The 14,789-nt window shown below is 70.8% G+C and carries 11 protein-coding genes; 6 read left to right on the forward strand and 5 right to left on the reverse strand.

Features of this window, described 5'->3' with window-relative positions:
• Positions 1-47: 47 nt before the first annotated feature.
• Positions 48-1,064, forward strand: a complete 1,017-nt coding sequence (gene galE, locus WME79_RS19500) for a UDP-glucose 4-epimerase GalE (RefSeq protein WP_437538037.1) — start codon at positions 48-50, stop codon at positions 1,062-1,064.
• Between the two features lie 181 nt (positions 1,065-1,245).
• Complete coding sequence (locus tag WME79_RS19505; RefSeq protein ID WP_437538040.1) at positions 1,246-3,582, forward strand: peptide ABC transporter substrate-binding protein; 2,337 nt, start codon at positions 1,246-1,248, stop codon at positions 3,580-3,582.
• Positions 3,583-3,620: 38 nt separating this feature from the next.
• On the opposite strand, the gene WME79_RS19510 is transcribed toward WME79_RS19505, so the two are convergent.
• Positions 3,621-4,214, reverse strand: a complete 594-nt coding sequence (locus WME79_RS19510) for an esterase/lipase family protein (RefSeq protein ID WP_437538043.1) — start codon at positions 4,212-4,214, stop codon at positions 3,621-3,623.
• A 253-nt stretch (positions 4,215-4,467) separates the two neighbouring features.
• Here WME79_RS19510 and WME79_RS19515 point away from each other — a divergent pair, with 253 nt between their 5' ends.
• A complete protein-coding gene (locus WME79_RS19515; RefSeq protein ID WP_437538046.1) occupies positions 4,468-6,861 on the forward strand; it encodes a glycoside hydrolase family 31 protein in 2,394 nt (797 codons plus the stop codon).
• 27 nt (positions 6,862-6,888) lie between these two features.
• Here the strand turns inward: WME79_RS19515 and WME79_RS19520 are convergent, their stop codons facing one another.
• The gene (locus WME79_RS19520; protein ID WP_437538049.1) at positions 6,889-7,788 is read right to left on the reverse strand and encodes a LysR family transcriptional regulator; all 900 of its coding nucleotides are present in this window, start codon (positions 7,786-7,788) and stop codon (positions 6,889-6,891) included.
• Positions 7,789-7,801: 13 nt separating this feature from the next.
• On the opposite strand from WME79_RS19520, the gene WME79_RS19525 reads away from it, so the two are divergent.
• Together WME79_RS19525 and WME79_RS19530 are read left to right on the forward strand one after the other, a co-directional pair.
• A complete protein-coding gene (locus WME79_RS19525; RefSeq protein WP_437538051.1) occupies positions 7,802-8,554 on the forward strand; it encodes an SDR family oxidoreductase in 753 nt (250 codons plus the stop codon).
• Between the two features lie 276 nt (positions 8,555-8,830).
• A complete protein-coding gene (locus tag WME79_RS19530; RefSeq protein ID WP_437538054.1) occupies positions 8,831-9,769 on the forward strand; it encodes a fibro-slime domain-containing protein in 939 nt (312 codons plus the stop codon).
• Positions 9,770-9,853: 84 nt separating this feature from the next.
• On the opposite strand, the gene WME79_RS19535 is transcribed toward WME79_RS19530, so the two are convergent.
• On the reverse strand, positions 9,854-10,258 hold the full coding sequence (locus tag WME79_RS19535; RefSeq protein ID WP_437538057.1) for a hypothetical protein: 405 nt from the start codon (positions 10,256-10,258) through the stop codon (positions 9,854-9,856).
• A 304-nt stretch (positions 10,259-10,562) separates the two neighbouring features.
• On the opposite strand from WME79_RS19535, the gene WME79_RS19540 reads away from it, so the two are divergent.
• A complete protein-coding gene (locus tag WME79_RS19540) occupies positions 10,563-11,396 on the forward strand; it encodes a class I SAM-dependent methyltransferase (RefSeq protein WP_437538060.1) in 834 nt (277 codons plus the stop codon).
• Between the two features lie 124 nt (positions 11,397-11,520).
• Here the strand turns inward: WME79_RS19540 and WME79_RS19545 are convergent, their stop codons facing one another.
• A complete protein-coding gene (locus WME79_RS19545) occupies positions 11,521-13,008 on the reverse strand; it encodes a hypothetical protein (RefSeq protein WP_437538063.1) in 1,488 nt (495 codons plus the stop codon).
• Between the two features lie 207 nt (positions 13,009-13,215).
• The gene (locus WME79_RS19550; protein WP_437538066.1) at positions 13,216-14,727 is read right to left on the reverse strand and encodes a GH1 family beta-glucosidase; all 1,512 of its coding nucleotides are present in this window, start codon (positions 14,725-14,727) and stop codon (positions 13,216-13,218) included.
• Positions 14,728-14,789 lie beyond the last annotated feature (62 nt).

A 14,789-nucleotide genomic window follows, 5' to 3' on the forward strand; every position in this document is an offset into this window, starting at 1 on the left:
TGGCCTCATCGACGAGAGCGCGGCACAGACCCTCTCGGGAGAACGACATGAGCAAGACGATCCTGGTCACCGGAGGCGCGGGCTACATCGGCTCGCACACCTGCGTGGAGCTCCTCCACGCGGGCTACCGGGTGGTGATCCTCGACAACCTCTGCAACAGCCGCAAGGCGGCGGTGGAGCGGGTGGAGCGGATCTCCGGGAAGCAGGTGACGTTCATCCAGGGCGACATCCGCGACGCGGCGCTCCTGGATCGGCTGCTCGCCGAGCACCCGATCGACGCGACCATCCACTTCGCGGGGCTGAAGGCCGTCGGCGAGTCGGTCGAGAAGCCGCTCTCGTACTACGAGAACAACGTCGCGGGGACTGTGTGCCTGCTCAAGGCGCTCGACGCGCGGGGCGCGCGGAAGCTGGTGTTCAGCTCGTCCGCCACCGTGTACGGCGATCCCGAGCGCGTGCCGCTCGACGAGGGGAGCCGGCTCGGGCCGACCAACCCCTACGGGCAGTCCAAGTTCATGGTGGAGCAGATCCTGCGCGACGTGGCGGCCACCGGGGGCTGGTCGCTCGGGTCGCTGCGCTACTTCAACCCCGTGGGCGCCCACTCGAGCGGGCTCATCGGGGAGGATCCCAACGGGATCCCGAACAACTTGACGCCGTTCATCACGCAGGTCCTGGTGGGGCGGCGCGACAAGCTCCGGGTGTTCGGGGGCGACTGGCCGACGCCGGACGGCACCGGCGTGCGCGACTACATTCACGTGGTCGACCTCGCGCTCGGGCACCTCGCCGCGCTGAACCGCATCTTCACCGTCGGCGACAGCTTCACCGTCAACCTCGGCACCGGGCGGGGACACACCGTGCTGGAGATGGTGGCCGCGTTCGAGAAGGTCAGCGGGAGGCGCGTCGCCCACGAGATCGTGGCGCGCCGCCCCGGGGACGTCGCCTCGGTGTACGCGGATCCGGCCCGCGCCGTGGAGCTCCTCGGATGGCGCGCGGAGCGAGATCTCGAGACCATGTGCCGCGACAGCTGGCGCTGGCAAGAGCAGAACCCGAAGGGGTTCGCCGACTAGCACCGCGGATCAGAAGCCCCACCCGGGATCTGCATTGCGAGCGGAGAGAGAGCTCAACGCAAAGGCGCCAAGAGCGCAAAGACGCAAGAATGCACGGCAATTGTTCTTTCTCTTGCGCCATTGCGCCATTGTGCCATTGCGTTGAGCTCTCTCTGCCGATCCCTGGCCAGACTTCTGGCGGGTGGAACTAGTGCTTGTGCCCTCGCGCCGCAGCGGCGCTCTCCTGCTCGTGGCCCTCTCGTGCCCGCTCGCGGCCTGCGCGGGCGAGACCGAGGGTTACGTCGGGACGACGGCGCGCGTCGGCAAGGACGTCACGACCTTCTACGTCAACAACGGCGATGAGCCGGAGTACCTCGATCCCGGCAAGGCCGTGGACACGGTGAGCTTCACGCTGCTCCACCAGATGTTCGAGGGGCTGACCAGCTACGCGCCCGGCGATCTCCACGCCGCGCAGGGGGTCGCGGCGCGCTGGGAGCGGAGCGACGACAACCGGTTCTTCCGGTTCCACCTGCGGCCGGAGGCGCGCTGGTCGGACGGCAAGCCGGTGACGGCGCACGACTTCGAGTACGCGTGGAAGCGCGTGCTGCGCCCGTCGACGGCCTCGCTCGCCGCGACGAACCTGCACGTCCTCAAGAACGGCGAGCTCTTCAACCTGGGCAAGCTCAAGGCGCTGCGCGAGGGCGCGACGCTGCGCCGCGCGCCGCGGCCCGACGCGCCGCCCGCGCTCGAGCTGTCCAAGGGGGCGTTCGTTGTCGTGCTCGGCCAGTCGCCCGCCCGGGTGACGTCGGCGGTGGCGCCCCTGCCGGCGCCGCCCACCGGGGTGACCTCGGTGACGTACGTCGAGCCCGACGAGGCGACCGGCGCCGGCGAGCGGCTCTCGTTCGACGCGGCCGGCGCGACCCCGCCGCCCGCGCCGCGCGACGCCACCCCCGGCGGCGGGTGGCGGGGCGCCGAGGTCGCGCTCCTCGCGGGCGGCCCGCAGGTCGCCTGCAACGGCGCGGCCGACCGCTGGTTCGAGATCGAGGGGCCAGCGGGCCGCGGCTTCCTCCCGGGCTGCTTGCTCGCGCCCGTGGAGGGCGCCGCGTACGCGCTGGTCGCGCCCCACACGAGCCTCCCCACGTACGACCCCGCCATGGCCCCAGCCGCTCGCGCTGCGCCGCGTTCAGGCTCCGGCGGGGTGACCGGGTTCGTCGCCTCGTCCTCGCTCGTGGAGGACGACACCGCCGTGGGCGTGCGGGCCCGCGACGACCAGACCCTCGACGTCGAGCTCGAGCAGTCGACGCCGTACTTCACTGATCTCACGAGCTTCGTCACCCTGTTCCCGGTGCGCCGCGACGTCGTCGAGCCGTTCGAGGCGCGCGGCGAGCCGGAGCTCTGGTTTCGCCCCGAGAACATGGTGGTCAACGGGCCCTATCGGCTCGACGAGTGGAAGTTCCGGTACGAGATCACGATGGACCGGAACCCGGCGTACTGGGGCCATGACGCGCTCAGGATCCACCGGATCGTCTGGATGGAGATCGCGCAGTACAACGCCACCCTGCAGCTCTACAAGGCGGGGGACATCGACTACCTGGGAGACAACTGCGAGCTCCCGTACGACCACCTCGGCTGGCTGTCCGGGAAGAAGGATCTCCGGCGCACCGAGTTCCTCTCCACGGTGTATTACGAGCTCAACACGAGGAGGCCGCCGGTCGACGATCCGCGCGTCCGGTGGGCGCTGAACCTCGCGATCGACAAGCGAGAGCTCGTCGAGAAGATCACGCGGCTCGGGAAGCCGGCGACCCACTACGTGCCCGACATCACCGGATCCGGCTATGCCGAGCAGGCGGCGGAGGACAGGGCGCGCGGCGTGGATCCGTTCTCGATCTCCGACGTCGGCCACGACCCGGCGCGCGCCCGCGCGCTGCTCGCCGAGGCCGGGTACGAGGTCGTCCGCGAGGGAGACGAGCTGCGGGCGAAGGGGTTTCCGCCGCTCGAGATCCTCTACAACACGGGGGAGGGGCACGCGCAGGTCGCCGTGGCCATCCAGGACATGTGGAAGCGCCACCTCGGGGTCTCCGCGACGCTGCGGAGCGAGGAGTGGCGGGTGATGCTCAAGGATCTCCGCGACGGCAACTTCCAGGTGATCCGGCTGGGCTGGCTGGCCGACTACAACCATCCGCAGACGTGGCTCGGGACGTTCCTGTCGCAGAGCCCCCAGAACCGGAGCGGTTGGGCAGACGCCGAGTTCGACAAGGCGGTAGGCGAGGCGGCCGCGACGGCCGATCTCGGGGAGAGCATCCGGCGCTACCGGGCGGCCGAGCGGCGGGCGCTCGATGGGATGTGCAGGATACCGCTCTACTTCGAGGAGAAGCCGACCCTGGTGAAGCCGTGGGTGAGGGGGTTCATCCCCAACGCGCGGAACACGCAGCTCATCAAATGGCTCTGGATCGACCCGGACTGGCAGAAGGGGCCGGCCGGAGAGCCGCCGCCTGTGCTGGAGCTGCCGCCGCCCGGGCGGTTGGGAGGGGGGCAGTAAGCGATCCCGGAGCGCGACCCTTACAGCGGGCCGGGCGCTCAGCGCTCCAGCAGCTCCGCTACCGAGTCGAGCACCCGCCGGTCCGAGAGCATCCAGCGGTGCAGCGCGACCGGCACGGCGCGTGTGGTGCGGGCGCCGGGGAGCTCGCTGGAGCGGGCGGGGACGATCATCACGTCGAAAGGCGTGTAGAGCACGTGCACCTCGACCGGGCCCCAGGGATCCGGGTCCGTGGCGAGGTCGCGTAGAAGAGGGCTGCCCGGGCGCATCTGCTGCACGCCCTCGTGGGACAGCCACATGGCGTTGAGCGTGCCGCGGTGCGGGCCCGAGATGGAGACGAAGCGCCGGACGCGCGCGCGGCCCCGGCCGCGCTGGATGTAATAGCGCGTCACCAGGGCGCCCATGCTGAAGCCGACCACGTCCACCGCGCCGCCAGGCGCCCCGGCGAGCGTGGCCTCGACGGCGGCGTCGAGCTGGGCGGCGAGGCGCTCGATGGACGCCCGGCCGTCGTTGGGGACCAGATCGAAGGCGCGGGCGCGGTCGACGCCGCGGGCCGCAAGCCCGGCGCGCAGGCAGTCGATGCGCGCCGCTGAATCCCAGATGCCGTGCACCAGCAGGATGGGCGGCTTGCTCATGGTGTCGAGGAGTACGGCGCGGGCGGGTGCCGTCAAGGCCAGGCGACCGCAGAAACGCGAGCAACGCGGCGTAGCACGCCGGCGGTGCGTGTCGAAATGACAGGATCCAAACCCGGGGCGCCCTTCGCGGCGCCAGCCCATTCGCCTGCTTCGGCGGGCGCCAGGTCAACAAGGGAAGGACCCACCGAGACGGCATCTCGGCCGTTCATGGGCGATCGTGGCGAGGGCGGGCAGGCCCGGGTAGATTCGCGCCATGCTCCTCACCGACGCCTCGATCGGCGCGACGCGCGTGCTCCTCTGGGGCGCCCGCGCCGCGGTCGAGATCAGCTGTCCAGGCCCCGGCGTGCTGCGCGTGCGCCACGCCCCCTCGTCTGCCGCGACCAGCTTCACGCACCCCGAGCTGCCCCCCAAACGCTCTTTCGCCGTGGTGGCAGAGGGGACGCTGCCGCTCTCGGCGCGCCGCGAGGGGGACGCCGTCCACGTGAGCGCGGACGGTGCCTCTCTCGAGATCTCGCTCGCCTCGGGCACATGGATCTTCAGCGACGCAGAGGGCCGCACCCTCGCGCGCAGCGAGGCCGTCTCGGGCCAGGTCCGGCCGGCGTTCCCCGTGGACGAGCTCCGCTCCCGGCTCTCGCTCGCGGCGCCGCCGGGCGAGGCCTACCTCGGGTTCGGCGAGAAGGTCGGCCCGCTCGACAAGCGCGGCCTGCGATTCACCTTCTGGAACACCGATGCTTTCCCGCCGCACGTGGAGTCCGACCCGCTCTACGCCTCCATTCCTTTCTTCATCGCCCTCCGCGGCGGGGTGGCCTGGGGCCTCTTCCTCGACGAGCCGTGGCGCTCGGAGGTCGATATCGCCCTCAACGACCCGACCCGGATCGAATGGGAGTCGCGGGGCCCCGAGCTCGACGTCTACCTCCTGGCCGGCCCGCACCCGGCCGACGTCCTCCGGCGCTACGCCGCGCTCACCGGGCGCCCGGCCATGCCGCCCCTCTGGAGCCTCGGGGCGCACCAGTCGCGCTGGGGCTACGAGACGGAGGACGACGTGCGCGGCGTCGTCCGCGGCTACCGAGCGCGCGGCCTCCCCCTCGATGTGGTCCACCTCGATATCGATTACATGGATGCTTATCGGGTCTGGACCTGGGACCGCTCGCGCTTCCCCGACCCGGCGCGGCTCGCGCGCGAGCTCGCGGCCGAGGGCGTCAAGCTGGTGACGATCGTCGACCCGGGGATCAAGGCCGACGAGGGATATGCCGTCTACGAGGAGGCGAGAGAGCGAGACTACCTCGTCCGGCTGCCTCGCGGCGGCACCCTGGTGGGAGAGGTCTGGCCCGACCCGGCGGTCTTCCCGGATCTCACGCGCGAGGAGGTGCAGCGCTGGTGGGGCGATCTGCAGAAGCCCTTCATCGACGCGGGCATCGCCGGCATCTGGAACGACATGAACGAGCCAGCGTGCTTCTCCGTCCGCCCCGACAGGGGCCTGCCGGCGCCGAGCGGCGGGCGGACCGCGGGCCTCGGCGCCATGGAAGGCAGCACGCTCCCCGACGACGCGCGCCACGGCGCCCGTCGCCACCTCGAGGTCCACAACGTCTATGGACTCGGCATGTCGCGGGCCGCCCACGAGGGCCTCGCGCGCCACGCGCCGGAGCGGCGCCCCTTCGTGCTGACACGCGCCGCCTTCGCCGGCATCCAGCGGTACGCCGCGGTGTGGACGGGCGACTTCGCCAGCAACTTCACGCACCTGGAGGCGTCCATCCCGATGCTGATCGGCCTCGGTCTCTCGGGCGTGCCGTTCGTGGGCGCGGACATCCCGGGCTTCACGGGGCGCGCGAACGGCGAGCTGCTCGTGCGCTGGATGCAGGCGGGGCTGTTCTATCCGCTGATGCGCAACCACGCGGCGAGGGGCAGGCCAGCGCAGGAGCCCTGGCGCTTCGGCGAGCCGTACCTCGGCCTCGCGCGCGCGGCGCTCGAGCGGCGCTACCGGCTCCTGCCGACCCTGTACACGCTCATGCACGAGGCGGCGGAGACGGGGCTGCCGGTCCTGCGGCCGCTGTCGTTCGCGGCGCCGGACGACCCCGAGGCGCTCCACGCCTTCGATCAGCTCCTGTTCGGCGGCGATCTGCTCGTGGCGCCGGTGGTGCGGCCAGGGCAGTCGAAGCGGCTGGTGTACCTGCCCGCCGGCGCATGGATGGATTTCGCGAACCTGGAGCGCGCGGGGAGCGTGGATCAGGGCGGGCGCCACGTGATCGCCGATGCGCCGCTCGAGGTGGTCCCCGTGTGGCTGCGCGCCGGAGGTGCGGTGGCGCTCACCGCACCTCGGATGCACACGACGAGCGCGAGCTGGGAGGAGATCACGTGGCACATCCACGCGGCGGAGCGCGTGAGCGGCTGCCTTTATGAGGACGAGGGCGACGGCCACGGCGCGTCGCGCGTCACCCGGATCGAGGGCGCCTTCGACGGCGCCACGTTCGCGCTCGAGCGCAACGCGACGGGCGATCTGCCGCTCGCGCGCCAGGTGGAGATGATCCGCGTCCACGGCGTGCCGGCGCCGCGCTCCGTGGTCGGGGCCAGGTCGCACCGTGCGATCGATGGGGGCGTCGAGATCGACGTCGCGGCAGACTGGCAGCGGATCGAGCTCCAGGTGTCCTGAGCGCGGCAGCGCCGCGCGCCGGGGCGGTCAGCGGTGCTTCATCACCCAGTCGATCGCAAGCCGCACCCGCGTGGAGAGCAGCCGCCGTGACGGGTACACCGCGAAGAGCTCGCGGGGCTCGACCGTGCGCCCCGTGATCGTGAGCTCGACGAGCGCCTTGCCCTGCTGCTCGATCACCTCGCGGGGAGCGCAGACCACGCCGAGCCCCTGCACAGCAGCGGCGATCGCCACCCGCGGATCGTTCACGCAGAGCTGCGGGCGCGGCCGGACCTCCTCGATGGATCCGTCCCGCCGGCGAAGGCGCCATGCGGCGCCGGGGTGGCTCAGGACCGCGGGCACGGACCCGAGCGACGCGCGCGCGAGCCGCGAGCGGCCCTTGAGCGCGTCCTGCATGAGGCGCGGCGACGCGGCCAGCGCGTACGGGAGCGACCACATGCGCCGCGCCACGAGGTCGGCGTCCTGAACGGGCCCGGCGCGGAAGGCGAGATCGATGCCCTCCTCGACCAGGGGGACGACCGCGTTCGTGAGCGTGAGCTCCAGCGACAGGCGCGGGTGCCGGGCGGCGAAGGAGAACAGCGCCGGCGCGATCCGCTGCGCGCCCGTCATCACGGGCGCCGTCACCCGGAGCCTGCCCGCGGGCTCGTCCTCCCGATCTGCGGCCCGGTCGAGCACCGAGCCGAGCTCGTCGAGCAGCGGCCCGGCGCGCTCGATCAGCCGCGCGCCCTCGCCGGTGAGGCCGACGCGGCGGGAGGTGCGCTGGAGCAGCCGCACCCCCAGCGCCTCCTCCAGCAGCGCCACCCGGCGGCTCACGGTGCTCGTGGGCACGCCCGTGCGCCGCGCCGCCTCCACGAAGCTCAGGTGGTGAGCGACGGCCGCGAAGAGCCGCACGTCCTCGAGGGAGATCATCCCGTTCATGGGACGGAGCATGCCACAGCGTCCCATGGTTTACCCGAGGCGCGCGCGCTACCCCTCGCTCATGAACCTTGAAGATCAGCATGTCGTCGTCATCGGTGGCTCGTCGGGCATCGGCCTCGGCGTGGCCAGGGCCTGCGTCGAGCGGGGCGCGCCTGTGACCCTCGTGAGCCGCTCGCGCGAGCGCCTCGCGCGCGCCGCGGCCGAGCTCGGGGAGCCGCGCCGGGTGCGCACCTTCGCGGCCGACGCGACGCAGGAGGCCGAGGTGCGGAGTCTGTTCAACGAGCATCCGCCGGCTCGCCATGTGGTGGTGACGGCGGTGGAGGGTCACTATCAGCCGATTCGCGCGCTGGACATCGCCGCGGCGCGCCGCGTGATCGACTCGAAGCTCGTGGCGGCCCTCCACGTCGCCAAGCACGCGCGGCTCGATCCGAGCGGCTCGCTCACGTTCACGGCCGGGATCGCGGCGGAGCGGCCGGGGCCCAGCGGGGCGGTCGTGGCCGCCGTCAACGGGGCGCTCATGGCGCTCGTGCGCGCCCTGGCCGTGGAGCTCGCGCCGGTGCGCGTGAACGCGCTGTCGCCGGGCTGGGTCGACACGCCGGTCTGGGACTCCCTCGCGGGCGGCGCCAAGCAGGAGCGCTTCGAGCAGCACGCGCGCCGCCTCCCGGTCGGGCGCGTCGGCGCGCCCGCGGACATCGCCCACGCCGCGCTCTTCCTCATGGGAAACGGGTTCACCACCGGCGAGGTGCTGCGCGTCGACGGGGGACACCGCCTCGTCTGAGCCTGAGCCCGCCCAGGGAGGTGGCCGGATTCGACAGGTGTGAAAGCGAGGACGGGAAGCGAGGGAAGCGAGGGAAGCGAGAGAGGCGAGGGAAGCGAGAGAGGCGCGGGGAAGAGCCGCAGCCGCCGCCTGTTCCATCGAACAAGGCATGTTCCGCGAGCTTGTCGCAACGCTTGTCGCAACGCTTGCCGCAGTGCTTCACCGCGCGATCGCCATGAGACGTGGTTGACAAAAGCCACGAAATATGGTTGTGCTACTGCACCCTAGGAGTGCACCATGTACCCTCGCTCTTTCTTTCTTCTGACGTTCGCAGCCGTAGCCCTGGCGTGCTCTTCGACGCCCGACGACAGCAGCGGCCCGACCTCTGGATCCGGCGGCAGCAGCGGGACGCCCGCGAGCAGCAGCGGGACGCCCACGAGCGGCGTTAGCAGCTCGACCGGCGACGACTTCGGGACCATCACGGGGGGCAACGCGAGCGCCGGCGCCGGGGGCGCCGGCGGCAGCGATTGCAAGAGCGTCCTCGATGTCACCTATCGCGACTTCAAGGAGACGCACCCCGACTTCGAGATGGCAAGCTTCAGGGGCGACGTCGTCCGCCGCCAGCTCATCAAGCCGGCGCTCGACGGCGACCTGAAGCCGCAGTTCCTCGACTCCGTGGGCTGCTTCGCCGAAATGACTACCCCGCTCGGCTGCAGGGACGGGGTCGGCAATCAGAAGACCATCACGAGCGAGGACAGCTTCAACCAGTGGTACCGGGACGTGGCGGGCGTGAACATGACGTTCCCCAAGGAGCTCGCGCTCCAGGAGTCGCCGCCCGGATCGGGGCAGTACGTGTTCGACAGCGCGGATTTCTTCCCGCTGGCGCCGGAGGAGGGGTTCGGGATCACCCCGCCCAACAACGGCAAGAGACAGAACTTCCTCTTCACCACCGAGATCCACCTGATGTTCGGCTACGTCGCCGGCCAGACGTTCACCTTCCGGGGCGACGACGACATCTGGATCTTCATCAACGGCAAGCTCGCGCTCGACCTCGGCAGCATGCACGGGCCGGAGACGGGGATCATCGACTTCGATGCTCAGGCCCAGGACCTCGGCATCTTCCCGGGCAACAGCTACGCGATGGACATCTTCCACGCGGAGCGCCACACCGACGGGTCGAACTTCCGCATCGAGACCAACATCTCCTGCTTCGTGCCCGTCGACATCCCGCTGTGAGGCATCCGGGCTCACGCCGCGACCTCTCGCAGGCCTGAGCCCGTCATCCGACCGCGGGACATCCTCCGCGAGCGTGCGGGCGATTCAGACGTCGAGCGCGATGTTGTTGGGGTTGGCGGCGTCGATCTTGACCGGCACGACCAGGCCCGGCTGCACGCGCGGGATCGCCATCTGATGGATGACCGCGAGGATGGCCGCGCGGTACGGCGGCGCGTTCGGGCGATACACCTCGAGGTCGACCCGGCACTGCGGCTGGTAGTTGATCATCGTGCCGGTGGGCTGGACGATGAGCACGCGGGCCTGCGCGGGCAGGCCCGTCATGCGGAGGTTGGCGGCCGCCGTCTGGGCCTGGATCATCTCGTTCGCGCCCGCGAGCATCTTGTTCGCGTTTTTCATCATGGGCAGAAAGACGGTGACGAACACCACGGCCATGACGCCCAGCACGACAACGGTGATCACGATTCCTAAGAGGGGACCGGCGATCGACATGGGAGCCTCCACACGACTGCGTTGACGGGCCGGCGGTCGGCGGAGGGGAGGACCCCGAGCTGCGCGTCCCACCGGCGAGGGAGCGACCGATGCCACGGGGCTCCTCCGCGATCCCAGGGGAGCACGAAAGGGCGCCAGCGACAATCCTGCGGAGCGGGCCGCCCGCGCCGTGACCTGGCGCCTGGCGGCGGGAGAGGTGGGGCGATCGAAAAGGAGGCCAGATCCACCGAAAGCGCCGCCAGTGACGCGCTCCTCGGGCGGTGACAGGCTCCTCTCCCATGATCGATGACAAGAGGATTGGCCGATGACCAACCGCGTTGAACCACTCAACTTCAGCGACGAAGCGCACTGGACCGCCGTGGCGGCCAGCTACGAGCGCTGGGCCGAGCCGTTGACGGCGGGCTTCGCGCGCGCGGCGCTGTCGCTGGCGGGCGGGATCGGACATGGCGAGCGCGTGCTCGACGTCGCCGCAGGGACGGGCGCCCTGTCGCTGGCCGCGGCTGAGGCGGGCGCGCGCGTGCTCGCGACCGATATCTCGCGCGGCATGGCGGCGCGCCTGAGCGAGCGACTGCAGCCCTTCGCCGGGAGCGAGGCGCGGGTGATGGACGGGCAGGCGCTGGAGGTAGAGGACGCGACCTTCGACGCGAGCTGCTCCGTCTTCGGCGTCATGATGTTTCCCGACTGGCGTCGCGGCATGGCCGAGCTCGTCCGCGCGACCCGGCCCGGGGGCCGGGTCATCGTGGCGACCTGGTCGAGCCCGGAGGGGGCAGGCCCGGGGCCGCTCTTCCTGCAGGCCTATCGCCGCACCTTCCCGGAGGCGCCGATCCATCCGCCGCCCCAGGGCATGACGGTGCTGTGCTCGCTGGAGGGCCTGAAGGCGGAGATGATCGGGGCCGGGTGCGGCGAGGTCGCCGTGCACGCGGTCGACGGCGCGTGGGGCGGATCTTCCGTGGACCGCGTCATGGCGGATCTCGACGAGATCCTGCGCCTCATGCACCTCTACGCGGCGCTGGACGGCGATGGGCGCGCTCGGCTACGCGGACCGCTGCGCGCCGTCATCGACTCCTTCGCCGAACCAGGCGGCGCCGTGCGTGTCCCGGTGACGGCGAACATCGCGATCGGCCGCAAACCCGGCTGACCATGGAATGCAGCGCGACCCGTCCTGTTGGGGCGCGCTGCGTTCCTCCTCGACGCGACGCCTGACGGGCCGCGCTGCTGTCCATGGAGAAGGGACTCCATGCCCGGCGCCGAGCCCGGCGCGGTCAACGGATGAGCTTCACGAGGATCATCGATTCCGTCGCTCTGGGGCTCGAGATCGGCCCGGCGCCGAAATCAATCGTGCCCTTGAACTTCCCGACGGCGACCAGGGCTCCGGTGGGGTCGAGGGCGATCTGGGATAGTGCTCCGTCCTCTCCGTACTCGGACGGTTCGAACGCGACGTTGCAGAAGTCATCGCCGCGCGGGTCGAGCCCCGCGACGAAGATGCCCACGCGTTTCGTGGGCAGCGTACCGCAACCGAGGTCCGTTCCCTCGAGGAAGGTGCCGGTGAGCCAGGTGTTGCCGGCGGCGTCGGTGGCGAGCGCTTCCGCTCTCGCGGAGCTCCTGGCGAACATCGCGGAGCCGTCGGCGGAGAGCCTGGTGACGGACACGCTGCTCCCGTCGCCCGTCAGCGTGGTGCCGCCGACCGAGAACGTCGTGAAGAAGGAGCCGAGAGTGACCACGCCGCCTGCCCCATCCACGACCGTGGCGACGTGATCGTCACCATCGACGCCGCCGAGCCGCTGGCTCCATCGGTGCTCGCCGTCTGGACCGAGCGAGGCGACGAAGATGTCAGACGGCGCGTTCGGCCCCGAGGGCCCTGCGACGTAGAGCGGGCCGCCGCCGAAGTCGATGGAGTGATGGAAGCTCCCCCCGACGGCGATATTCCCTGCCGCGTCCAGGGCGAGGGTCTCGGCGCTCGAGCCTCCCGGCCCGCCGAAGCCCCTGCTCCAGAGGTGGCCGCCCGAGGCATCGAGCCTGGCGACGAAGGCGGTTGGCGTTGTCACACTGGGCAATGGCCCGCCGCCGAAATCCACGTTTCGCGCATAGTCACCGGCGACGACGACGCCGCCCGCCGGATGGAAGCCGACGCTGCGGACCGCCACGGACTCGTCTCCGAAGTGCTTGCTCCAGAGGTGCTGTCCTGATGCGTCGAGCAGGACGACGAAGCCGCTCGAGTTCCACCCATTCGTCAGGGGGCCGCCGCCGAAATCCGTCGTTCCACCGAACCGGCCCCCGACCGCGATATTTCCTGACGCATCGGCCGCGATGGCCATCCCGATCTGGGTCTCGATCACGGAGGAGAGATCGCCGAACCGCCGGCTCCAAAGGTGGTTACCGAGCGGATCGAGCTTGAGGACGAACGCGTCGATGTTGCCCGTGCTCACGAGAGGACCGCCCCCCAAGTCGACGGTGCCATCGAAGCCTCCCGTCACGAGGATGTTCCCGTCCGTGTCGACGGCGAGAGCGTAGGGATCAACGTTGTCGAACTGGCGGGCGAAATCGAGCGCTAGGCAACCCGCTTCGCACACGGGAGCGCTGCCCCCAGCGCCGACGCTGGCGCTGCTGCTGGTGCTGATACTGCTGCTGCTGCTGGTGCCAGCGCCGCCTTCCCCCGTCTCCGGGCCGCTCCCAGACGTCGCTTCCCCATCGTCCACGCTGACGCTGCATCCGAGCGTGGCCAGCACGGCCGCCAGAGAAAGATACCTCAAGTAAGACACTCTTCTGTTCATCCCTGCCTCCCTCGCCGCGACGATATCATCGTTGAAGGCGGGCACGGATGAGGCCCTCGGGAAAGCCGGAACTCGACGCTGGTGCGCGCGAGGGACGCGCTTTGTACCGCAATCGTGGCGCGCAACAGCGCAGTGCGGCGGCGGGCCGCGCGGCCCGGGGTGGGACCGGGCCGCGGGCCGCCGGGATCAGCCGGTCACGTTGTCCCACGCGACGGCGGTCGGCCCGAGGAGCGAGCGCCCGCCGCTCGCGATGACCTCTCGGTACCAGGAGAACGAGTCCTTCGGGATCCGTCGCTGCGTCGCGTAATCGACGTAGACCAGCCCGAAGCGATCCTTGTAGCCCTCGGCCCACTCGAAGTTGTCGAGGAGCGACCAGGCCCAGTACCCGACGACCGGGACGCCCTCCTGGACTGCCCGCGCCAGGCCGAGCAGATACCGGTGCATGACGTCGATGCGCTTCGGGTCGTGCACCTTGCCATCGAGGAAGACCTGGTCCCGCGTCGCCAGGCCGTGCTCGGTGATCCCGATGGGCAGCCTGTACCGCTCCCAGAAGTACCTCGATCCCCAGTAGAGCGTGCTGGGGACGATCTGCAGCCAGTCGAGCGTCCCGCGTGGGTAGCCCGGCGGGGAGACGACGCGCTCCGGACTGCCGTCCTTGCCCTGCCGCCACGTGCCCGACGAGTACATGTTGAGCCCGAGGTAGTCGATCGGCCGCTTGATCTGGTCGAAGTCGCTGGCGGGGAACTCGGGCATGTCGTCGCCGAAGAGCCGGAGGCCGCTCTCCGGATACCGCCCCTCGAGCACCGGACAGATCCACCAGGCGTTGTTCCACGGGTTCTTGTCATGGACCGAGAAGATCGCCTCGCGCGCCGCCTCGATGTCTGCCGGGTCCTCGGTCGCCGGGCGCTGCACCTGGGTGGCGAGCACGTAGCCGATCTTCGCCGCCTTGGTCGCGGCGCGCAGCGCGTCGACCTGCTTGCCGTGCGCCCGCATCTGGTTGTGGGCGGCGGTCAGGTACTCCCGGTAGGGGAGCTTGAGCCCGGGGGCGAAGACCCCGTTGAGGAGCGCGTTGCCGATGAACGCCTGCGGCTCGTTCTGCGTCACCCACCAGGGCACGCGATCGCCGAGACGCCGGGCAACGACGGTCGTGTAGTCCGCGAACCAGTCGGCGACGTCGCGCTGGAGGAACCCGCCGCGATCCTGGAGCGCCTGGGGGAAGTCCCAGTGGAACAGCGTGCACATGGGCACGATGCCGGCGCGGAGGAGCTCGTCGACGAGGCGATCGTAGAAGTCGAGCCCCTTCGGGTTGACCTTGCCCGTGCCGTCCGGGAGGACGCGCGTCCACGAGACGCTGAAGCGGTAGCTCTTGACGCCGAGCTCGGCGAGCAGCCCGACATCCTCCTTGTAGCGGTGGTAGTGGTCGCAGGCGACGTCTCCGGTATGCCCTTCGAAGACCTTCCCAGGGGTCTTCGAGAAGACGTCCCACACGGAGGGCGTCCGGCCATCCTCGCTCGCGGCGCCTTCGATCTGATAGGCCGCGGTGGCCGTGCCCCACAGGAAGTCCGCGGGAAACGGCGCGGCCGTCGCGTCTGCTCGGCCTGCGCCGGCCGAGGCGGCGGTCACAGGCGGGGGCGCGGAGGAGGGCGAGGCGGGAGAGGCGTTGCTCGCGGGGAGCGACTCGGAAGGATGGAGAGCCATGGGGGCATCATCCACGGCGTGCGCGGGACAGCAATGGGTTCGATGCGCGTCGAGGCGGGTCG

This window comes from Sorangium sp. So ce726, assembly GCF_051521405.1.
Lineage (GTDB): Bacteria > Myxococcota_A > Polyangia > Polyangiales > Polyangiaceae > Sorangium.

Excerpts from the sequence above, each read along its gene's own strand:
- WME79_RS19550 (WP_437538066.1), bottom strand. The coding sequence starts at position 14,727 with ATGGCTCTCCATCCTTCCGAGTCGCTCCCCGCGAGCAACGCCTCTCCC.
- WME79_RS19520 (WP_437538049.1), bottom strand. The coding sequence starts at position 7,788 with ATGCTCCGTCCCATGAACGGGATGATCTCCCTCGAGGACGTGCGGCTC.
- WME79_RS19530 (WP_437538054.1), top strand. The coding sequence starts at position 8,831 with ATGTACCCTCGCTCTTTCTTTCTTCTGACGTTCGCAGCCGTAGCCCTG.
- WME79_RS19540 (WP_437538060.1), top strand. The coding sequence starts at position 10,563 with ATGACCAACCGCGTTGAACCACTCAACTTCAGCGACGAAGCGCACTGG.
- WME79_RS19515 (WP_437538046.1), top strand. The coding sequence starts at position 4,468 with ATGCTCCTCACCGACGCCTCGATCGGCGCGACGCGCGTGCTCCTCTGG.
- galE (WP_437538037.1), top strand. The coding sequence starts at position 48 with ATGAGCAAGACGATCCTGGTCACCGGAGGCGCGGGCTACATCGGCTCG.
- WME79_RS19510 (WP_437538043.1), bottom strand. The coding sequence starts at position 4,214 with ATGAGCAAGCCGCCCATCCTGCTGGTGCACGGCATCTGGGATTCAGCG.
- WME79_RS19525 (WP_437538051.1), top strand. The coding sequence starts at position 7,802 with ATGGTTTACCCGAGGCGCGCGCGCTACCCCTCGCTCATGAACCTTGAA.
- WME79_RS19535 (WP_437538057.1), bottom strand. The coding sequence starts at position 10,258 with ATGTCGATCGCCGGTCCCCTCTTAGGAATCGTGATCACCGTTGTCGTG.